19 protein-coding genes, 1 tRNA gene and 1 pseudogene are annotated in these 19,950 nt (G+C 74.6%); 7 read left to right on the top strand and 14 right to left on the bottom strand.

What is annotated here, in order from left to right:
* Positions 1–28: 28 nt before the first annotated feature.
* Together AAHH18_RS01305 and AAHH18_RS01300 are read right to left on the bottom strand one after the other, a co-directional pair.
* Entirely contained in the window at positions 29–655 is a 627-nt protein-coding gene (locus AAHH18_RS01305) for a TetR/AcrR family transcriptional regulator (RefSeq protein ID WP_283318865.1), read from the bottom strand.
* Between the two features lie 45 nt (positions 656–700).
* Positions 701–1,393 (bottom strand): biliverdin-producing heme oxygenase, encoded by a 693-nt coding sequence (locus tag AAHH18_RS01300; RefSeq protein WP_343300280.1) that lies wholly within the window; start codon positions 1,391–1,393, stop codon positions 701–703.
* Between the two features lie 332 nt (positions 1,394–1,725).
* Here AAHH18_RS01300 and AAHH18_RS01295 point away from each other — a divergent pair, with 332 nt between their 5' ends.
* Positions 1,726–2,208 (top strand): DinB family protein, encoded by a 483-nt coding sequence (locus AAHH18_RS01295; protein WP_343300308.1) that lies wholly within the window; start codon positions 1,726–1,728, stop codon positions 2,206–2,208.
* An 828-nt stretch (positions 2,209–3,036) separates the two neighbouring features.
* On the opposite strand, the gene AAHH18_RS01290 is transcribed toward AAHH18_RS01295, so the two are convergent.
* Positions 3,037–3,648 carry a hypothetical protein gene (locus AAHH18_RS01290; RefSeq protein ID WP_343300279.1) on the bottom strand — a complete coding sequence of 204 codons (612 nt, stop codon included), beginning with the start codon at positions 3,646–3,648 and terminating at the stop codon, positions 3,037–3,039.
* Positions 3,649–3,808: 160 nt separating this feature from the next.
* Between AAHH18_RS01290 and AAHH18_RS01285 the strand changes: the two genes are divergently transcribed.
* Positions 3,809–4,027: a hypothetical protein gene (locus AAHH18_RS01285; RefSeq protein ID WP_343300278.1), complete on the top strand. Its 219-nt coding sequence runs from the start codon at positions 3,809–3,811 to the stop codon at positions 4,025–4,027.
* Positions 4,028–4,095: 68 nt separating this feature from the next.
* Here AAHH18_RS01285 and AAHH18_RS01280 read toward each other — a convergent pair whose 3' ends face one another.
* The 9 genes from AAHH18_RS01280 to AAHH18_RS01240 form a co-directional block, all read right to left on the bottom strand.
* Entirely contained in the window at positions 4,096–4,374 is a 279-nt protein-coding gene (locus AAHH18_RS01280) for a DUF7710 domain-containing protein (protein WP_343300277.1), read from the bottom strand.
* Between the two features lie 38 nt (positions 4,375–4,412).
* Positions 4,413–5,000: a hypothetical protein gene (locus AAHH18_RS01275; protein WP_343300276.1), complete on the bottom strand. Its 588-nt coding sequence runs from the start codon at positions 4,998–5,000 to the stop codon at positions 4,413–4,415.
* Between the two features lie 6 nt (positions 5,001–5,006).
* Positions 5,007–5,267 carry a hypothetical protein gene (locus tag AAHH18_RS01270; RefSeq protein WP_343300275.1) on the bottom strand — a complete coding sequence of 87 codons (261 nt, stop codon included), beginning with the start codon at positions 5,265–5,267 and terminating at the stop codon, positions 5,007–5,009.
* Between the two features lie 164 nt (positions 5,268–5,431).
* A complete protein-coding gene (locus AAHH18_RS18285) occupies positions 5,432–5,551 on the bottom strand; it encodes a hypothetical protein (RefSeq protein ID WP_459349056.1) in 120 nt (39 codons plus the stop codon).
* A 190-nt stretch (positions 5,552–5,741) separates the two neighbouring features.
* Positions 5,742–6,119: a HEPN domain-containing protein gene (locus AAHH18_RS01260; RefSeq protein ID WP_343300273.1), complete on the bottom strand. Its 378-nt coding sequence runs from the start codon at positions 6,117–6,119 to the stop codon at positions 5,742–5,744.
* A gap of 1 nt (position 6,120) precedes the next feature.
* Complete coding sequence (locus AAHH18_RS01255; protein ID WP_343300272.1) at positions 6,121–6,747, bottom strand: nucleotidyltransferase domain-containing protein; 627 nt, start codon at positions 6,745–6,747, stop codon at positions 6,121–6,123.
* Between the two features lie 89 nt (positions 6,748–6,836).
* A complete protein-coding gene (locus AAHH18_RS01250; RefSeq protein WP_343300271.1) occupies positions 6,837–7,097 on the bottom strand; it encodes a hypothetical protein in 261 nt (86 codons plus the stop codon).
* A gap of 135 nt (positions 7,098–7,232) precedes the next feature.
* Positions 7,233–7,306: transfer RNA gene (locus tag AAHH18_RS01245), tRNA-Gly, on the bottom strand.
* An 82-nt stretch (positions 7,307–7,388) separates the two neighbouring features.
* The gene (locus AAHH18_RS01240) at positions 7,389–9,884 is read right to left on the bottom strand and encodes a GH36-type glycosyl hydrolase domain-containing protein (protein ID WP_343300270.1); all 2,496 of its coding nucleotides are present in this window, start codon (positions 9,882–9,884) and stop codon (positions 7,389–7,391) included.
* Positions 9,885–10,080: 196 nt separating this feature from the next.
* Between AAHH18_RS01240 and dcd the strand changes: the two genes are divergently transcribed.
* The 5 genes from dcd to AAHH18_RS01215 all read left to right on the top strand — a co-directional run bounded on the left by dcd (position 10,081) and on the right by AAHH18_RS01215 (position 15,623).
* A complete protein-coding gene (dcd, locus tag AAHH18_RS01235; protein WP_283318872.1) occupies positions 10,081–10,656 on the top strand; it encodes a dCTP deaminase in 576 nt (191 codons plus the stop codon).
* 13 nt (positions 10,657–10,669) lie between these two features.
* The gene (locus AAHH18_RS01230) at positions 10,670–11,776 is read left to right on the top strand and encodes a hypothetical protein (protein ID WP_283318873.1); all 1,107 of its coding nucleotides are present in this window, start codon (positions 10,670–10,672) and stop codon (positions 11,774–11,776) included.
* 132 nt (positions 11,777–11,908) lie between these two features.
* The gene (locus AAHH18_RS01225; RefSeq protein WP_343300269.1) at positions 11,909–12,802 is read left to right on the top strand and encodes an SDR family oxidoreductase; all 894 of its coding nucleotides are present in this window, start codon (positions 11,909–11,911) and stop codon (positions 12,800–12,802) included.
* A gap of 109 nt (positions 12,803–12,911) precedes the next feature.
* Entirely contained in the window at positions 12,912–14,699 is a 1,788-nt protein-coding gene (locus AAHH18_RS01220) for a glycoside hydrolase family 15 protein (protein WP_343300307.1), read from the top strand.
* Between the two features lie 123 nt (positions 14,700–14,822).
* Positions 14,823–15,623: an SDR family NAD(P)-dependent oxidoreductase gene (locus tag AAHH18_RS01215; RefSeq protein WP_343300268.1), complete on the top strand. Its 801-nt coding sequence runs from the start codon at positions 14,823–14,825 to the stop codon at positions 15,621–15,623.
* 579 nt (positions 15,624–16,202) lie between these two features.
* Here the strand turns inward: AAHH18_RS01215 and AAHH18_RS01210 are convergent.
* Positions 16,203–18,917, bottom strand: a pseudogene (locus tag AAHH18_RS01210) (cation-translocating P-type ATPase); the annotation flags it as partial.
* 463 nt (positions 18,918–19,380) lie between these two features.
* Positions 19,381–19,896 (bottom strand): TetR family transcriptional regulator, encoded by a 516-nt coding sequence (locus AAHH18_RS01205; protein ID WP_283318876.1) that lies wholly within the window; start codon positions 19,894–19,896, stop codon positions 19,381–19,383.
* Positions 19,897–19,950 lie beyond the last annotated feature (54 nt).

Raw genomic sequence — 19,950 nt, 5'->3', positions numbered from 1 at the left:
CGCGCCCGAGCGGGTGATCCGGGCGGCGTCAGGCCGGGACCGGCTCCGCCTCGAGCCCGGCGCGTTCACCGGCTCCGACGGCGCGCAGCACGAACATCACGGTGGACTCCACGGCGCGCTCGCGGGCCTCGGGGTCGTCCGGGAGCCCCCGGCCGCTCAGGCAGGCGTTGACCAGGGAGACGGTGGTGCCGAGGTCCTGCTCCGGGAACTCCCCGGACTCGATGCCCGCGGCGAGGATGCGGCGCAGCAGCGACTCGACCAGCACGACGTGCTCGCGGACGCGCTGCTGGGTGCCGCGGGAGAGCACCGAGCGCAGGTCCGGCCCGGGCGCCAGGTGGTAGTCGCGCTTGAGCTCGCACTGCGCCCGCACGTAGGCGCGCAGCTGGGCCGTCGGGTCGTCGACGCCGGCCAGCTCCGCCTCCAGGGCGGCCACGTACTGCTCGGTCTCGTGCAGGATGAAGCCGACGAGCATCGACTCCTTGTCCGCGAAGTGGTTGTACACCGCGGTGCGTCCGACGCCGGCGGCCTGGGCGATGTCGGCGAGCGTGATGGCGTCGAAGCCGCGCTCGCCCATCAGCCGGGACAGCGCGCCGAACAGCCGCAGCCGGGTCTGCTCGCGGTGCTCGTGCAGCGAGCCGCCGATGATCTTGGGCATGCTGACATTCTCGCACGAGGTGTCAGCACGTCGCGCCGCGGCCCGTCAGGCCGGCCGGTGCCGCGCGGCCAGGGCCGCGAACAGCACCCTGTTGTGCCGGAACGCGGCACGGGCCCGCTCGACCACGGCGTCCCGCTCGGCGTCGGAGAGGGGCAGGGCGTCGACCCGGGCGCGGTACAGGTCCTTGAACGGCTTGGGCTTCGGCACCGCCGGGAACGCGTAGAACCCGACTCCGGCGTCCGGCACGCCGTAGTGGCGCTGCACCATCCGGCCGATGACCTGCCCGCCGGACAGGTCGCCGAGGTAGCGCGTGTACGCGTGCGCGACGTACGCCCCGGCGTCCGCGCCGCCCGCCCGGATCTCCGCGGCGTACGCGGCGGTCGCCGGCAGCGGGTCGGCGGCCTCCCGCCACGCCGGGCCGAGCAGGTGCGCCAGGTCGGACTCGAGGGCGGGGACGCGTCGCAGCTCGTCGAAGACCACGCCCGACCCGGCGGGGGTGGCCCGGACCGCGTCGCCGACCTCCTCCAGGGCGCAGTACACGGTGTGGAGCTGCAGGGCGAGGTCCGCGTAGGCGGCCACGGTGAGGCGGCCGGCGAGCAGGTCGTCCACGAACGCCGAGCCCTCCGCGGCCTCGTGCTCGGCGCGGGTCCCCTCGCGCAGCATCGTCGACAGGGGCGTGCGGACGTCGCCCTCGTCGGGGCGGGTCGCGGCGGCGGGCAGGTCGTGCGTGGCGGTCATCGCGGCTCCCGGACGTGGTGGTGCGGCGTCGTCCTGACGCCGCGTCAGCAAACGTACCCGACGAAGTTAGGTTTGCCTACCCTGGGCGCCGCGGTCGCCGTCGGCGACGGCGAGGTCGACGGGTCGCGCGGAGACCGTGCCGCCGGACCGGCGAACCGGGCGCAGATGACGACCGCGCGGGCGGCCACCGGGTTACCGTGCAGGGCGTGACAGCTGACGCCGCACCCGCGCCGACCGACCCCGACGAGCCCGACGAACCCGGCAGGCCCACCGCCGGCGACCCCGCCCCGGCCTACGCCCCCGCCACGCCCGACGCGAAGGACTGGACGTGGGTGCTGCGCGAGCGGTGCCCGGAGTGCGGGTTCGCCGGGACCGACGTCGCCGGCCCGCAGGTGGCCGGCACCATCCACGACCTCGTCCCGCGCTGGCGGGCGGCGCTCGGCCGGATCGACGTCCGCGACCGCCCCGACCCGGCCGTCTGGTCCCCGCTGGAGTACGGCGCGCACGTGCGCGACGTCCACCGGGTGTTCGACGAGCGACTGCGGCTCATGCTCGAGGAGGACGGCCCGCAGTTCCCCAACTGGGACCAGGACGCGACCGCCGTCGAGGACCGCTACGACCTCCAGGACCCGGGGCGCGTCGCCGACGAGCTGGCCGACGCCGCCGCGGCGCTCGCCGCCCGGTTCCAGACCGTGCGCGACGACCAGTGGGAGCGCACCGGGCTCCGCTCGAACGGCTCCGCGTTCACCGTGACCACGCTCGGCCAGTACTTCCTGCACGACGTGGTGCACCACCTGCACGACGTCGGGGCCTGAGCGCCCGGCACCGCGCGCCCCACGCCGGAGACGCGGCGAGGCCCCTCGGACGCTTACTCCGAGGGGCCTCGATCCGTGGACGACGCTACGGCGCCCCGCTCGTGCTGCGCGGGAGGCGCGCCGAGGCGCCCGTCATCCACAGATTCTGTGCACAGCCCTGTGAGTTCCGCGCGATCACGCAGGTGAACATGTGGACAACATGTGCATGCAGCGGTGGATGAGAATTGCCTGCTCCAGGCCCTTGCGGCGCGTTCCCGGGCAGGACTAGAACTGCTCCATCGACCTCGACGGACACCCCGTCACCGCAGGACGACCGGTTCGCCGGACGCCCTCGGAGCGGGACCGGAGAGGTCGGGCCAGAGGGAGAACGACGGGACGTCCCGGCCGGGAGACCGGCAGGGCTGCGGATGACGACGCAGAGTCCTCGTAGGACCCCGACGGCCTGGTCGCCGCTGTCCCGCCCGCGGGAGGCGCCCTCTCGGGGGTGCCCACCGGGTGCCGGGACGGAGCCGCACCGTCAGAGCGGCCGCCGGTCCCCGACTCGTCGGGGGAGCCCGGTCGACGGCCACGGGAAGGGCCCCTCGGACGCTTACTCCGAGGGGCCCTTCTCCGTGCCCGGGCGCACTTGTCCACAACCGCCTGGTTGTTGTCCACAGCCTGTCGTCCCCCGTATCGCCGCGTATCGACACCCGTTCGAGCGATATGTCCGGTTGTTTCCACAGGTTCTGTCCCCAGGTTGTGCACCGGGTCCCAGGTCAGGCGCGATCCGGACCCGCGGCCTGTGGACACCCGCCCGCCGGCTGTGGACCCCGTGTGCACGGACCGGGGTCAGCGCTCCGGCCCGGCGACGGCAGAGGCCCGCGCGGGCGCCGTGAACCGGACGCGCATCCCCGTCGCGATCGACTCGGCGTGCCGCAGCAGCTCGGGGTACCGCTGGCTGCCACGGGTGTCGAACCGGAGCTGCACGGCCTGACGCGCGCCCGGCGGGAACACCGTCCACACCACCTCGTGCCGCGCGGCGCCCTCGCTGCGCAGCGCGACGACGGCCGCACCGGCGGGCACCTGCGACCGGCTCGCGGCGTGGTGCGCGATCCGCGTGGTCGTCCGCCGTGACCGGTAGACCTTGCGCCGCACCCGTCCCAGGTACGTGTCCGCCGCGTCCGGCCCCTCGGGCGACTCCGCGAGCAGCTCGCACGCCAGGGACGCGGCCACGTCCCCGGTCGGCTCCGGCACCCACACGCCGGCGCGGACGTGCCGGGTGTGCAGGTCGAGCACCGCCCTGTCGACCGCCTCGACCGCCGCCCGCAGCCGCGCGCCCGCGACGGGCCCGCTCGCCAGCTCGTCCGCCGCGCGCCGGGCGGCACGGGGACCGTCGCCCGGTCGCCAGACGCGCCAGCGCTCCGGCAGCTGCAGGTCGATCGACGCGATCTGGCGGTCCATGTGGTGCCTCCCTCTGCTCAGGAGGTCGCACGCTAACCGGCGCCGAGCGGCACCCAGTGGCCACTGAGTGGTGCCCCCACCGACGGACTGGGGGTCTCGCGCCGCCGACTGAGGGGCGGGGGTCGGTCAGGACCGCGTCACGTCGCGAGCGGCCCCCACCATGCGTCTCGCCCGCCAACGGCTCGGCGCCCCGCTCCGGGAGTGGGACACGCGCGGGCACATCAGCGCGCCCACCGCGCGCAGCGGCTTCGCCGAGACCGAGGAGCGCGAGGACCTTGGCCGGGCTCTCATCGCCGCGGTCCGCGAGCACTCCGGCGACGAGGCCGGGCCCGCCTTGGACGCGCTGCTGCGCGCGGTCGACGCCCGCCGCGACTGGTAGCGGTTGCGCGAGCGCTGACCACGTGGCGGCGAGAGGCCGGGCCACGGACCGCACCGGCGCCGAGCTGACTACTCGGGCGTGCCCGCCGTGATGTGGGTGTGCTGCGTCCAGCCTGGCGAGAAGCCGGCGACGTGCTCCGGGGACCCGTGACGGGGGCGCGTCGACGTGAGGGAGCCCTGGGCCACGGCGATGCCGTAGCAGCCGTCTCCGACGGGGTACTCGGTCAGGATCCCGGGCGCCGAGTGCTTCGCGGCCCACACGAGGCCCTCCGCTTGTGTGCGGAAGACGGCAGAGGCGACCTGTGCGCCTTCGCCGTGGAAGACCCCGACCACCGGGTGGTCGCTCACGTGGCGATGCCGCCAGGCGGCGAGCGCGTGCACACCGGTCATCGACGGGTGTACGGCCCTCTGCCGCTGACGACCGTGACCATCGGTCGAGCGGGACCATGCCAGCAGTAGAGGGGCTGGTCGCGCTCCAGGGCGACGCGCGCCCACGCCATTCGCACGAGGCGGTCGGGCATGTTCGCCGTTCCTCGGGGCCACCGGACGGCGTTGCGCCAGGCGAGCTCGTGCTCTGACTGCTTCCTGACGAAGGTTGGCAGGTCACGGTCACCTCGTGCGTCGTCTTCGCCGGCGAGCTCGATGAGGTGGGCGTTGGCGGCGGCCATGGCCCTGACGAACGGCTCGGAGCACGCGCTGAGCCGGCCCTTGCCGCGACTCTCGACCACCGTGAGCGCGTGGTCGGACGGCGCGCCGGTCAGTGCAGTCAGGAGAGCCGCGGTCATCTGCGGCGTCTCGCCGTACTGCTGCCCGAGCGGGCCGACCAAGGGCCGCCTTCGATCGGCTGTCGGCACGCAGGGTCCCAGCGCGACGTCCATCTCCCGCAGGCGCGTCGGCGGCACCGTGAAGACGACGACCGCGATCGACCGGTCGAGGCGACCGGTCAGCCGGGACGCGAGACCAACGAGACCCACCGCCCGCTAGCCCCAGCTCTCCGAGATGACGAGCGGGCCTCCTGGCGGGGCAACCGCCTCGAGCGCACCGGGCCCTCCGTCGAAGGTCTCGGGCGGCTCGGTCGGAAGGAAGGACGCACGAACGCCGCTCGTGACCGCTATGCCCGCGATGCTGTCCCAGGGCTCCCACTCGTCGCCGACTCCTTCGAGGAGCAGCGTCACGGTCCCCGCCTGGTCCCACACGCGGTCGTTGAACTGGGTGGTCAGCCGACGGAGCTCCTCGTTCATCGCGTGAACGGTGGGTATCTCGCTCGACAGGCCGCTCATGGCAGCGTCGCGGATGCGTAGCGCTGGCGTGCTCCGCACAGTCGTACGGCGGCGTTCCGGAGGGCGGCCGCGCCCTCCTCGCTGAACTGATCGACGTCCATGGCGGAAACCTAGCCCGTGCGCGTTCAGCGGCGGCCGAGATGGGGCACGACCCGCGCGGGGCGCAGGAGGTCCTCGAGGTCGGTGCGGCGGATGCGGACGACGCGGGCGCCGACCTTGACGGCGCGGAGATGGCCGTCGGCGATGAGCGTGCGGATGAAGCGTTCGGTGACGGCGAGCTCGTCGGCGGCCTGGGCGACCGTGAGGTCAGGCGAGCGTGGGTCGGCGGTGGTGAGGGCCGTCCGAGACGGCTCAGCAGCTACGTGGTTGCCCGGACGACGAACACGTGATCATCGTGTCCGGCAGGAGTGGTTCGCGGCGGTGCCGGCTCGTGGGTCAGCTGCTCGCGACGTCTCGAGCGGTGTCGACCATCCGCGTGGCCCAGTCGAGGGCTTTGGCGGCGTTGGCGCGGCTGATCGGCGCGGCCTGGTACTGCGCGGACGTCTTGAGGGCGAGGAGTCGGCGGAACGTGGACTCGAGCGCCTTGCCGGCCGGGCCCGCGGCGGCGAGCTCCGGTACGGCCGCCCGGTGGTCGTCGGACTTGCTCGTGCGACCCGTGAGGCGAAGGCAGATCGCGTCCTTGGCGTTGATGCCTGCGAGGACGGCGGACGATGCGGCGGCCGTGAGGAGGTCGGCGTCGAGCTCGAGCCGCGCGGCGTCGAGGAACTCGCGCGCCTTGGCCAGGTGAGCCCTCGCTTCCTCCCGCGCTCCCACGTCAGGCCGCCTTGGGGGTCGGGACGGCGGCGAGGGAACCGACGACTGCCCGGCCGTCGCGGCGGATCTCCGCGAGGAGGCGCTCTCCGGCGTCGGCCATCGCGCGGAGCTGGTCGGGTGAGCGGTCGAGGATGTCGCAGTCGTTCCCGGTCCACCGGGGCACGGCGAAGCCGAGGGCAGTGACTCCGTGCTGCCAGTCACGGTCGTCCTCGTCGACGGTGGCGGGCCGGACGACGAGCAGGTCGACGTCGCTGGCGGAGCTGCCGTCGCCCCTGGCTGTCGACCCGTAGACGACGATCGCCTCGGGTGGGTGGACCCAGCCGGCTGCGTGTTCCGCGATCCTCTGCCAGAGGCGGGTGCGGACGGTGGCGAGAGCCTCGACCGCGCCCGCGGCCAGGTGCTCGCGGTTGAGCGTGAACAGGGACGCCGAGCCGGCCCGGATGCGGTCGACGAGGCCGGCCTCGGTGAGGTCGGCCAGGATGCGCGCCGCGCGGGGCTGGGAGACGCGTGGCTCGGTGAGCTCGGCGATCTTGCGCCCGGTGAGGGGTGTGGTGGTGGCCGCGAGCACGGCCAGGACCGGGCCGTGAGCTGAGGGCACCACGTCCATCATCGGATGAGAGACATCCATCGCCACTCCCGTGATAAGCAGATGCTTCGTGTGACAACTAGAGTACTCACGCGATCACATCGTGGTCGAGTGCCTGGCCCTCCTCGCAGCTACCGCTCGAGCAGCCGGGCGTACAGGTCACGCGTGCTCGGCGCCAGATCCCCACGCGTCCCGATCCAGCCGCGGAACCACGCGCCCACCGGCTGCTCGCCCAGCCGCGGGTCGCGCCACACGCCGCGCGCCCTGCGCGAGACCTCGTGCGCCAGCGCCCGGTCGGCCTCGGCCTTGGTCGGGAAGGTGCCGAGCGTGCGATGGGCGCCGTCGGGGCCCGTGTACCGGGCTTGCCGGCGGTCCGAGGGAAGTCGGCGCACGGCGCCTGAGCTGCGGCGGTGGTGGTGCGAGGTGGTCCAAGCACCCACGGTCAGGATCCCGGGGCGGTACGCCGACGAGCGGCAGGATCCAAGGGGCCGGACGGGGCTCGACGTGGCCCTGACCTACGACGACGATGGAGCGGGTGACGGGAATCGAACCCGCGCTGTCAGCTTGGGAAGCTGAAGTTCTACCATTGAACTACACCCGCGCAGCGCCCCCGCCTGCGGGAGCGCGCACCCAGCATAGCGGCTCCGGACGCCCGGTCGGGTCGCCCGGAGCCGCCGCGGGTGTCAGACGGTGACCTCGACCCGCACGGTCGACCCGGCCGGCGCGTAGGGCACGGTGCGGCCGTCGACGGGCGTGCCGTCCACGACAAGCGCCGCGCGGGCGCCCGGCCGGCCGGAGTTGGTGACGGTGATCTCGTACCGCGCGCCGCGGGCCACGCGGGTGACGGTGAACGTCGGCACGTCCGGGCCGAGCTGCGGGTCGACGACCAGGCCGTCGTAGCCGGGCCGCACGCCGAGCAGGTACTGCGACGCGGCGACGAAGTTCCACGCCGCGGTGCCGGTCAGCCAGGAGTTCTTGGCCTCGCCGTGCCGGACGGCCTCCTTGCCGGCGATCATCTGCGCGTACACGTACGGCTCGAGCCGGTGCACGTCGGAGATCTCCTCGCGGTACGCGGGGGTGATGCGCCGGTAGTAGTCGAACGCCTGCTCGCCGCGGCCCACGACGGTCTCGCCGATGATGACCCACGGGTTGTTGTGGCAGAAGATGCCGCCGTTCTCCTTGTAGCCCGGGGGGTACGTGGAGACCTCGCCGAGCTCGATCTGGTAGCTCGTGTACGCCGGCGACTGCAGGACCATGCCGTGCGGGGTCGCCAGGTGCTCGCGCGTGGAGTTCAGGGCGCGCAGCGCGGGGCTGGCGGCGGCCTCGGGCGTGGTGGGGTCGGTGGAGTCGACGCCGATGCCCGCCATGACGGCGAAGCCCTGCGGCTCGATCCAGATCTTGCCCTCCGGCTTGGCGTCGGTGCCGACGGGGTTGCCGTAGAAGTCGTACGCCCGCAGGAACCACTCGCCGTCCCAGCCGTGCTCGAGCACCGCGGCGCGCATCTCCTCGATCGCGGCGCGGGCCTGCGCGGCGACGTCGGTGAGCCCGCGGCGCTCGGCGAGCTCGGCGTACTCCGGGCCGATGAACACGAACATCGCGGCGATGAACACGGACTCCGCGACGCCGCCGGCCTGGTTCTCGGTCGTCTGGAACGACTCGCCGGGCTCGGTGGAGAAGCAGTTGAGGTTGAGGCAGTCGTTCCAGTCGGCGCGGCCGATGAGCGGCAGGCCGTGCGGGCCGCGGTTCTGCACCGTGAACTGGAACGAGCGCGTCAGGTGCTCGAACAGCGGGACCTCGGAGCCGGGCTCGTTGTCGAACGGCACGGCCTCGTCGAGGATCGACCAGTCGCCGGTCTCCTTGATGTAGGCGGCGACGCCGAGGATCAGCCACAGCGGGTCGTCGTTGAAGCCGGAGCCGATGTCGTTGTTCCCGCGCTTCGTGAGCGGCTGGTACTGGTGGTACGCCGACCCGTCGGGGAACTGCGTCGACGCGATGTCGATGATGCGCTCGCGCGCCCGCTCGGGGATGAGGTGCACGAAGCCCAGCAGGTCCTGGTTGGAGTCGCGGAACCCCATGCCGCGGCCGATGCCGGTCTCGAAGTACGACGCCGACCGGGACATGTTGAACGTGACCATGCACTGGTACTGGTTCCAGATGTTGACCATCCGGTCCAGGCGCTCGTCGGACGAGGTGACCGAGTAGGTCGACAGCAGGTCGGTCCAGTACGCCCGCAGCGCCTCGAAGGCGGCGAGGGTCTGCTCGGTGGTGGCGAACCGGGACAGCAGGGCGTGGGCGCGCTCGCGGTTGACGCGCTGCATCGGCAGCTCGCCGTCGGCGGCGGGCGCCCACTTCTCCTCGTGCGGGTTCTCGACGTAGCCGAGCACGTAGGTCAGCGACCGGCTCTCGCCGGGGGCGAGCGTGACGTCGACCTGGTGCGAGCCGATCGGGTACCAGCCGGACGCGATCGACCCGGTGGCCCTGCCGGCGCGCGGGACGGCCGCCTCGCCGAGGCCGTTCCACGGGCCGACGAACGTGTCGCGGTCGGTGTCGAAGCCGGCGGCGCGGGTGTTGACGCCGTAGACGGCGTAGTGGTCGCGGCGCTCGCGGTACTCGGTCTTGTGGTAGATCGCGGAGCCGGACGGGCCGTCGAGCTCGACCTCGACCTCGGCGAGCGACAGGTTGCGCTGGTAGTTCGTCTGGTCGTCCTGGGCGTTCCACAGGCAGAACTCGACGAACGAGAACAGCGAGACGGTCTTCTCGGCGTCCGAGGTGTTGGTCAGCGTGACGTGCTGGACCTCGGCGGTCTCGCCGAGCGGGACGAAGAACAGCGTCTCGACGCGCAGGCCGCCGCGCTCGCCGGTGATGCGGGAGTAGCCGAGGCCGTGGCGGGTCTCGAAGTGGTCGAGGTCGGCCTTGACCGGCAGCCAGCCCGGCGTCCAGACGTCGCCGCCGTCGTTGACGTAGAAGTAGCGGCCGCCCTCGTCGGCGGGGATGTTGTTGTAGCGGTACCGGGTCAGGCGCCGCATCTTGGCGTCGCGGTAGAACGAGTACCCGCCGCCGGTGTGCGACAGCAGGGAGAAGAACTCCTCGGAGCCGAGGTAGTTGATCCACGGGTACGGCGTGTGCGGAGTCGTGATGACGTACTCGCGTGCCGCGTCGTCGAAGTGGCCGTACCGCATCGTTGCGCCTCTCGGTGTCTGGTGATCGTGCCGCGCGGGAGCGCTCCCACGCGCCGCCGACGGTCAGCATAGCGTCCGCCGTGGAGGGCCCCCGGCGCCCCAGGTCCCGGGCGAGCGCCCGCCGCGCGCGGTCCCGGCGGGCACCTCCGGCGGCCCGGCCCCGCGGCCGCACGGCGAGGGTCGGTACCGTGTCCCCGTGCTGCTCTCCGACCGCGACATCTCCGCCGAGCTCGACTCCGGACGGGTCCTGCTCGACCCGTACGACCCGGCGATGGTCCAGCCGTCCAGCGTCGACGTCCGGCTCGACCGCTACTTCCGGCTGTTCGACAACCACAAGTACCCGGTCATCGACCCCGCGGCGGAGCAGCCGGACCTCACGCGGCTCGTCGAGGTCGAGGGGGACGAGCCCTTCGTCCTGCACCCCGGGGAGTTCGTGCTCGGCTCCACGTACGAGCAGGTCACGCTGCCGGACGACATCGCCGCGCGCCTCGAGGGCAAGTCGTCGCTCGGCCGGCTCGGCCTGCTCACGCACTCCACGGCGGGCTTCATCGACCCCGGGTTCTCCGGTCACGTGACCCTCGAGCTGTCGAACGTCGCGACGCTGCCGATCACGCTGTGGCCCGGCATGAAGATCGGCCAGCTCTGCTTCTTCCGGCTGTCGTCCCCGGCGCTGCGGCCGTACGGCCAGGGCGCCGCCGGGTCGCGGTACCAGGGGCAGCGCGGCCCGACGGCGTCCCGGTCGTGGCAGAGCTTCCACCGGACGGACGTCTGAGGGCCCTGCCCGCATGACCCTGCTCCCCGCCCTTCCCGCCGGCACCGGTCCCGACCGCGCCGGTGTCGCGCCGCCCCCCGGCCGGCACCTGCTCGTGCTGCCGGACGGCGTGGCGACGGACGAGGTCGAGGTGCTCGCGACGAGCCGGTTCCCGGCCGCCCGCTGGGAGCGCCCGCCGCGCATCCCGTCGGGCCGCCGCTCCACGGGCGCCACGCGCGCGCCGGCGCCGTCCGCCACGCCCGGCGTGCTGCGGGTCGGCCGCCTCTCCACGCTGACCGGGCCGTACGCCCTGGAGCCGGCGCGCGTGGCGGCGTGGGGGCTGCCCACGGACAGCCGCGTGGCGTGGGTCGTCGACTGCCCGCGCGAGCGCCAGGAGGCGCCGGCGTTCGGCGGCGACCGGGACGGCCTGCGGCGGGCGTTCGGGGCTGCGGGCCCGGTCCGGGAGGAGCTGCGCGTCGCGCAGTGGCTGGTGGCGGTCGCGCGGCGGCTGGGCGGCGCGGTGCGGGTCGACTCCGGGGTCGTGCTGGAGCCGGACATGGACGCCGCGCTCGACCTGGTGGTGCTGACCGACCGGTGGGTCGAGCCCGGGACGGTGCTGGCCGCGGCGCGCCGGGTCGCCCCGCAGGCCCGGCTCGACGGGGCGGGCGCTGCCGCCCCCGGCGTCCCCCGGCCCTCGCCGCAGGACACCGGCGCCGTGCTCGCCGCCCGCGAGCAGGTCGGCGCGGGCGTCGCGGACGAGGCCGAGCGGCGGCGCCTGCACGCCGAGGCGGACGCGTTCGACGCCTGGATGCGCGCGCACCCGCCCGCCGCCGAGGCGTTCGGGCTGCAGGTGGACCTCGGCGTCGACGGGATCGTCGCGGTGGAGGTCTCCGCGGAGCGGGACGTGCCGGTCGTGCTGGCGGGGCTGCCCTGGGCGCAGGGCGAGGTCGTGGCGTACCGGGTCCGCTGGGAGGCGCCGGACGTGGAGCAGCTGGAGGCCGAGCGGCCCTCGCTGGCGCACCGGGTCGCGCGCGGGCGGGCCGCCCGGGTGGTGCGGTCCGTGGCGCGGGAGGTCCACGCCGACGTGGGCGGGGAGATCGCCGACCAGTCCGGGTTCCTGGTCGACCCCGTCGACCTGTAGGGCGGGTGCCCGCTCCTGTTGCGGGCCCCCCGGGGCCGTCCGACGATGGCGGAAGGCCGACGCCCGCCGCCCTCCGGACGGCGGGCGTCGGCGTACCCGGAACCCGCAGCCGCACGGAGAGCAGGACGCGACATGGCCGACCAGTACACGTTCCAGGACCCGATCGCCCAGTACGAGATGCCCGCGCCGCCCGCGCAGAGCCAGGACGGGCCGGGGCTCGACGCGGACCTGCGGCCGCACGCCGACCACGGCGAGGACACGTACCGCGGCACCGGCCGGCTGACGGGCCGCAAGGCCGTCGTCACCGGCGGGGACTCCGGCATCGGCCGCGCGGTCGCGATCGCGTTCGCCCGCGAGGGCGCCGACCTCGTGCTGTCGTACCTGCCGGAGGAGCAGGAGGACGCCGAGCACGTCGCCGCCGTGGCGCGCGAGGCCGGCCGGACCGTCGTGCTCGCGCCGGGCGACGTGTCCGACGAGGGGTACAGCCGGTCGCTGGTGCGCACCGCGCTCGACGAGCTCGGCGGCCTGGACGTGCTCGCCGTGGTCGCGGGGCGGCAGCAGCACGTCGAGGACCTCGCGGACCTGACGTCCGAGTCGTTCGACCAGACGTTCCGCACCAACGTCCACGCGCTGTTCTGGCTGGTGCAGGAGGCGCTGCCGCACCTGCCGCGGGGCGCGAGCATCATCACCACCTCGTCGATCCAGGCGTACGAGCCGTCGCCGATCCTCGTGGACTACGCGACCACCAAGGCCGCGATCAACACGATGTCGAAGGCGCTCGCGCAGCAGCTCGCTCCGAAGGGCATCCGCGTCAACGTCGTCGCGCCCGGGCCGATCTGGACGCCGCTGCAGACCGCCGGCGGCCAGCCGCCCGAGGCCCTGCCGGACTTCGGGTCGCAGACGCCGTTCGGCCGGGCGGGCCAGCCGGCCGAGCTCGCCCCGGCCTACGTGTTCCTCGCGTCGCCGGAGTCGAGCTACGTCAGCGGGGAGACCCTCAACGTCAACGGCGGGATGCCGACCCCGTGACGCCCGCGCCGGGCGGGGGACGCGCGTGACCGAGCAGCAGGGGCTGGAGAACCTCGACGGCGACGCCGGCCACGCGACCGAGGGGTCCGGGCACGCGGCCGCCGACGAGCTGCGCGCTCCCACCCCGCGCACCGGGGGGTACGCGGACCTGCGCGCCTACGCGGTGCTCGGCGACGGGCGGACCGTGGCCCTGGTGGCGGACGACGGCCGGGTGGACTGGTTCCCGGTGCCGGACCTCGACACCCCGCCGGTGTTCGCCGCGCTGCTCGACGCGGAGGGCGGCGGCTCGTTCGACCTCGCGCCGACCGTGCCCCACCGCCTGCGCCGGCAGTACGTGGTCGGCACGAACGTGCTCGAGACGACGTACGTCACCGACGGCGGCTCGGTGCGGGTGACCGAGGCGATGAACACCGGCGTCGCCGGCCGACTCCCGTGGAGCGAGCTCGCGCGGCGGGTCGACGGCCTGTCCGGGACCGTCCCGATGGCGTGGCGGGTCGCGCCGGGGACGGTGCTCGGGACCGCGTCGCCGTGGGTGCAGGACACCGTGCACGGGGCCGTCCTGCGCGACGACGGCGTCACGCTCGCCGTCCGGACGCTCGGCGACATGACGGTCGTGACCGAGGACCAGGCGTGCTCCGGGGTGTTCACGGCGACCGCGCGCTCACGGCACCTCGTGGCGGTGGTCGGCACGCAGAGCGAGCCGGTGCCCGTCCCGGACCCGGAGGACGTCGACCGCGGCGTCGACCGGACGATCGAGAACTGGCGGGCGTGGACGCGCGAGTTCCACTACGACGGGCCGTGGGGCAAGGCCGTGCAGCGCAGCGCGCTGGCCCTCAAGCTGCTGCTGCACGAGCCCACGGGAGCCATCGCCGCCGCGGGCACCACCTCGCTCCCGGAGAGCCGGGCGGGCGGCAAGAACTGGGACTACCGGTACGCCTGGGTGCGCGACGCCGCGTACACCCTCGACGCGTGGATCGGCTTCGGCCTGCGCGAGGAGGTGCACGCGGCGATCTCCTGGGTGCTGCGCACGCTGCGCCGGCACGGCACCCGGGTGTTCTTCACCCTGGACGGCGGCCTGCCGCCCGGGCGCGTCACCCGGGACGTCCCCGGCTGGCGCGGCATCGGGCCCGTGGTGGCGGGGAACCGCGCCGACGGCCAGCTCCAGCTCGGCGTGTACGGCGACCTGCTCGCCGTCGTGCGCGGCTACGTCGACGCGGGGAACCTGCTGGACGCGGACACCGGGCGGCTGCTCGCCGCCGTGGCCGACGAGGCCGCCGACGCCTGGCACCGGCCCGACGCCGGCATGTGGGAGCTGCCCGAGGAGCGGCACTACACGTCCTCGAAGCTCGGGTGCTGGCAGGCGCTGCGCTGCGCGGTGCACCTCGCGGAGCTCGGGCAGATCCCCGGGGACGCCGACCGCTGGCGGTCGGAGGCCGGGCGCATCCGCACCTGGGTCGAGGACCGGTGCTGGTCGCCGCAACGCGGGGCGTACGTGATGTACCCCGGGTCGGACGCCCTCGACGCGTCGGTGCTGCTGCACGCCCGCAGCGGGTTCGACACCGGCGAGCGGATGAGCGGCACCGTCGACGCCCTGCGGGCCGAGCTCGGCGCCGGGCCGCTGCTGCACCGCTACTCCGACATGGCCGGCGAGGAGGGCGCCTTCGTGGCCTGCGCGTTCTGGGGCGTGGCGGCGCTGGCGCTCGTGGGCCGCGCCGAGGAGGCGCGCGACTGGATGGACGAGCTGCTGGCCCTGGCCAACGACGTCGGCGTGTGGCCGGAGATGGTCGAGGCCGGCACCGGCGACTTCCTGGGCAACGTCCCGCAGGCGCTGAGCCACCTGGCGCTCGTGCAGGCGGCGCTGACGCTCGCGCCGGCGCTCGGGCACGCCGACGGCTGACCGGCACCGCCCACCGGCGGCCGTGGCCGGCCGTCACCCGACCGGCATCGACCGGCACCGACCGGCACCGACCGTCACCCGCAGGACCCGTCCGGATCCGCGGACCACACCGAGGAGGACCCCATGGACCTGGGTATCACCGACCGCATCGCACTCGTCACCGGCGGTGACTCCGGCATCGGGCTGGCGACCGCCCGCCTGCTGCTGGCCGAGGGCGCGCGCGTCGTGCTCACCGACCAGGTACCGGACCGGCTGGCCGCCGCGGCCGCGGAGCTCGGGGCGGCCGAGGACCGGCTCCTGCCCGTCGTCGCCGACCTCACCGTGCCCGACGACGTGACCGGGCTGCTCGACCGGGCGCGCGCCGCGTTCGGCGCCCCGGAGATCCTCGTGCACTCGGCCGGGGTGACCGGCGCGCAGGGCCCGTTCCACGAGATCGACGACGCCGGCTGGGCGCGGACGCTCGAGGTGGACCTGCTCGCGACCGTCCGGGTGGTGCGCGCGGTGATCGGGGGCATGCGGGCGGCCGGCCGGGGGCGCATCGTCCTGCTCGCGTCCGAGGACGGCGTCCAGCCCGACGTCGACGAGCTGCCGTACTGCGCGTCGAAGGCCGGGGTGCTGTCGCTCGCGAAGGGGCTGTCCAAGGCGTACGGGGCCGAGGGCGTGCTCGTGAACGCGGTGTCGCCGGCGTTCATCGCGACCCCGATGACCGACGCGATGATGGACGCGCGCGCGGAGCAGCGGGGGACGGACCGCGCGGAGGCGATCGCGTCGTTCCTCGAGGAGGAGCGACCCGGGATGGTGAGCGGCCGCCGGGGCGAGCCCGAGGAGGTCGCGGCGGTGATCGGGTTCCTCGTGTCGGAGCGCGCGAGCTTCGTCACGGGGTCGAACTACCGCGTGGACGCGGGCTCCGTCGCGACGATCTGAGGCGCGCTCGACCCGGCGCGGGGACGGTCGGGCTCAGGGAGCCGCGCCGGGGTCGACGTCCCGCCTGCTGCGGCGCCGGGGCGGGGGCGTGTCGTCCGGGGTCGCCGCGTCGTCGACGGGGGCGAGCACGACCGTGTCGTCCTCGCCGGCGACGGGGGCGAGCACGACGGTGTCGTCCGGGGCGGTCGTGGGCTCCGTGACAGCGGTGTCGCCCGAGCCGTCCGCCTCTCCCGTGCCGGGCGAGCCTCCGCCGTCCTGCGCGCCCGCCTCGGCGGGAGGCGGCGTCAGCTGGATCGCCGTGGTGGCGGCGGCGGGCGCGTCGACCCCGCCACGGCGCCCGCTGGCCCGGCGGGCGCCATCGCGGGCGGGCACGAGCCGGGCCACGGTGCGCCCGTCGCGGACCAGGGCGATCTCGTCGCCCTGCTCGGCGGCGGCGACCAGGTCGGGCAGGCGCGCAGCGGCCTCGTCGACGTGCACGCCGTCGGCGGTGCCCGTCGCGGCGTGGCCCCCGGCGGTGCCGGCCGCGGCGGTCCCCGCGGTCGTCCGTGCGCCGCCGGTGGTGCGGGCCCGGTCACGCGTCCGGGTGATCGCCTTCATCGCCTCGACCAGCAGGAACACGATGATCGCGAACCCGAGCGTCAGGCCCCACTCGCGCGGGCCGATCGGCGCCGAGTCGAACCAGGCGTTCATGAACGGCACGTAGGTGAACACGACCTGCAGCACCAGCAGTGCCCCGGTCGCGATCCACACCACCGGGTTGCCGCGCAGGACGCGCGTGGTGATGCTCGACTCGCCCAGGAACCGGCAGTTGAACAGGTAGGCGAGCTGCCCGAGGGCCAGCATCGTGACGGCCGTGGTCTGGGCGACGTCGGTCGCCGTGCCGCGGGCGCGCTCGATGCTGAACACGGCGAGCGTGGCGCCTCCGATGAGCAGCGACGCGACGACGACGTGCCGCAGCGAGTCGCGGGAGATCACCGACCCGCCGGGCTTGCGCGGCGGGCGCGACATGACTCCCGGCTCCGCGGGCTCGTACGCGAGGGCGAGCGACAGCGTCACGGCGGTGACGAGGTTGACCCAGAGGATCTGCACCGGGGCGAGCGGCAGGGTGAGTCCGAACAGCACGGCCACGAGGATCACGAGCGACTGCGCACCGTTGGTCGGCAGCAGGAAGACGACGGACTTGCGGATGTTGTCGTAGATCCGCCGCCCCTCCTCCACGGCCCGCTCGATGGACGCGAAGTTGTCGTCCGCGAGGACGATCTCGGCGGCCTCCTTGGTGGCCTCCGTGCCCTTGATGCCCATCGCGATGCCGACGTCCGCGCGGGTGAGGGCCGGGGCGTCGTTGACGCCGTCGCCGGTCATGGCGACGACCTCCCCGTGCGACTGGAGCGCGCGCACGATGCGGATCTTGTGCTCCGGGCTGGTGCGCGCGTAGACGTCGACGTCGCGCACGCAGGTGCGCAGCTGCTCCTGCGTCATGGCCTCGAGGTCGGCGCCGGTCAGCGCGCGGACGTCGCCGCCGGCGGACACGATCCCGAGCTCGCGGGCGATGGCGGTCGCGGTGCCCACGTGGTCGCCGGTGATCATCTTGACCCGGATGCCGGCGCGGTGGCAGTCCGCGATCGCCTGCACGGCCTCCGGGCGCGGCGGGTCGACGATGCCGAGGACCCCGAGGAACACCAGGCCGTCCTCGACGTCCTCGGGGCTCAGCGTGTCGGCGTCGTCGGCCGCGGGGCGCTCGGCGGCGGCCAGCGTCCGCAGGCCCTGGCCCCCGATCCGGTCGATGACGGCCTCCCACCGCTCCCGGTCCAGCGGCTCCGGGGTGCCGTCCGCCCCGCGCTGGTGGGTGCACCGGTCCAGCAGCCGGTCGGGCGCGCCGACGACGCGCACCCGCCGCCCGGCACCGGGAACCTCGTCGAGCGTGGCCATGAACTTCGTCGCGGACTCGAACGGCAGCACGGCGTGCCGTCGCACGTCCGACACGTCCACCCCGGCCTTGAGCGCGAGCGCCGCCACCGCGCCCTCGGTCGGCTGCCCGACGACGCGCCACCCGCTGCCGTCCGGGACGACGCGGGCGTCGTTGCAGGCGGCCGCGGCGGTGAGCAGGGCGCGCAGGTCGCCGTGGGCGTCGAGCGGCGCCGGGCGGCCGTCGAGCGTCACGCGACCCTCCGGCGCGTACCCCAGGCCCTCGACGTCGTAGGTCGCGGCGGGGGTCACGACCGTCCGCGCGGTCATCTCGTTCTTCGTGAGGGTGCCGGTCTTGTCCGAGCAGATCGTCGTGACCGAGCCGAGCGCCTCCACCGCGGTCAGCTTGCGGGTGATCGCGTTGCGCCGGGCCATCTGCTGCACGCCGAGCGCGAGCGTCACCGTCACCAGCGCCGGGAGGCCCTCGGGGACGGCGGCGACCGCGAAGCCGATGGCCGCCGAGACGAGGTCGGGCAGGTCGAAGTCGTGGATGACGCGCCCGATGACGAGCATGAGCGCTGCCATGCCGAGGATGCCGAGGGACAGCGTCTTGCCGAACGCCGCGAGCTGGCGGGACAGCGGGGTGTCGAGGTGGTCGACCTCCGCGATCATCGACTGGATGCGGCCGATCTCGGTGTCCGCGCCCGTCGCGGTGACGACACCGGTGCCGGTGCCGACGGCGACGATCGTGCCGGAGTACAGCATCGAGGCCCGGTCGCCGAGCCCGGCGTCCGCGCCGACCGGCGTGACGTCCTTGGCGGCGGGTACCGACTCGCCGGTGAGCGCGGCCTCCTCCACCTGCAGGTTCGTCGCCTCGAGCAGCCGCAGGTCCGCGGGCACGCGGTCCCCGGAGCGGACCCGCACGACGTCGCCCGGGACGAGCGTCTCGGCGTCGACGACCTGCCACTCGCCGTCGCGGCGGGCCTGGGCGTCGAGCGACAGCATGGTCCGGATGCCGTCCAGCGCGCGCTCGGCCTGGCCCTCCTGGAGGAAGCCCACGGCGGCGTTGATGACGGCGACGGCCAGGATGACGCTGAAGTCGATCCAGTCACCCAGGATCGCCTTGAGGACCGCCGACGCCAGCAGGATGTAGATGAGGATGTCGTCGAAGTGGCCGAGCAGGCGCCGCAGGGCGCTGGGCCGCGGTGGCGCGGGCAGCCGGTTCGGCCCCCGCTCGGCGAGCCGGCGTCCCGCCTCCGCCTCACCGAGGCCGTCCGGGGTCGCACCCAGGGCGGCGAGGACCTCGTCCGCGGGCTCGGCGTAGGGTCGCGGCCCCGCGGCCCCGTCCGGGGGCGCGGGTGAGGGCGTCGCGGGTGCGGAGGTCGTCATGTCACCACCTGGTCGTCGGCGTCCACGCCATCGTGACACGCCGCCCCTGCCGGATCGAGCCCCCGGTCCCCGGCCTGGGGACGACGCGGCGCCCGTCGCGCGCGCGTCTCGCACGCGGGTGCCCCGGGGCCGTGGGTCGGGGGTCCCACGGGCCCGTGCGGCGCGAGCCGGGTGCGGCGGCCCGCGAGGTTTTACGTGGAGTTCACCCGCAGGGGGTGCGCCGCCCGTCGCGCGCCCGCAGACTGCTGCCCCGGGACCACGACGAGGGGGGCGACGATGGACATGACCTCGCAGGACCAGCAGAGCGCCGACGCGCAGCGCGACGAGATCGCGTGGACGTCGGTGAGCAACCCACGGCGCGTGCGGATCTGACGCGACCACCGCGGGACCCCGTGGCCGTCCGGCCGCGGGGTCCTCGTGCGTCCGGGGGTCCGCGGGCGGGTGCGCGGCGCGCCGCCCGAGGTCACCGCGAGCGGAGCCGGCCGATCACCTCGCGGGCGTCCGCGAGCGCCGAGTCGTCCTTCACGCCCGTGACGGCGTGGTGGTACATCCCGTCGCCGATCAGCTCGACGACGTGCGCGAGGGCGGGGTCCTCGAGCTCCTCGACGAGGGCGTCGTACCAGGCCGCGCGCATGCGGTCCAGGACGGACGACGCGTCGCCGTCGGACTCCTCCGCGAGCCGGATCGCGGCGACGAGCGCCCGGTCGAGCGGGCCGCCGGACTCCGTGGAGCTGCGCAGGTAGTACTCGACCGGCCCCTCGGGCGCGGCGCGCATCGCCTCGACGTCGGCGTCCCCGAGCGCGGCCAGGCGCTCGCGCTGACCCTGGGCCAGGGCCGCCTTGCTGGGGAAGTGGTAGAGCAGGCCGCCCTTGGACACGCCCGCGGCCGCCGCGACCGCGTCGAGCGTGGCGGCGCGGGCCCCGTGCTCGATGAGCAGGCTCTCGAACGCGTCGAGCAGCCGGTCGCGGGTGGCGGACATGGCGACGACCGTACCGGTCTCGACGACTGTACCGTCCGGACGGTACAGTCGTCC

This window comes from Cellulomonas olei (assembly GCF_039548315.1).
Lineage (GTDB): Bacteria > Actinomycetota > Actinomycetes > Actinomycetales > Cellulomonadaceae > Cellulomonas.
This window is presented reverse-complemented; position numbering and strand designations above follow the sequence as displayed.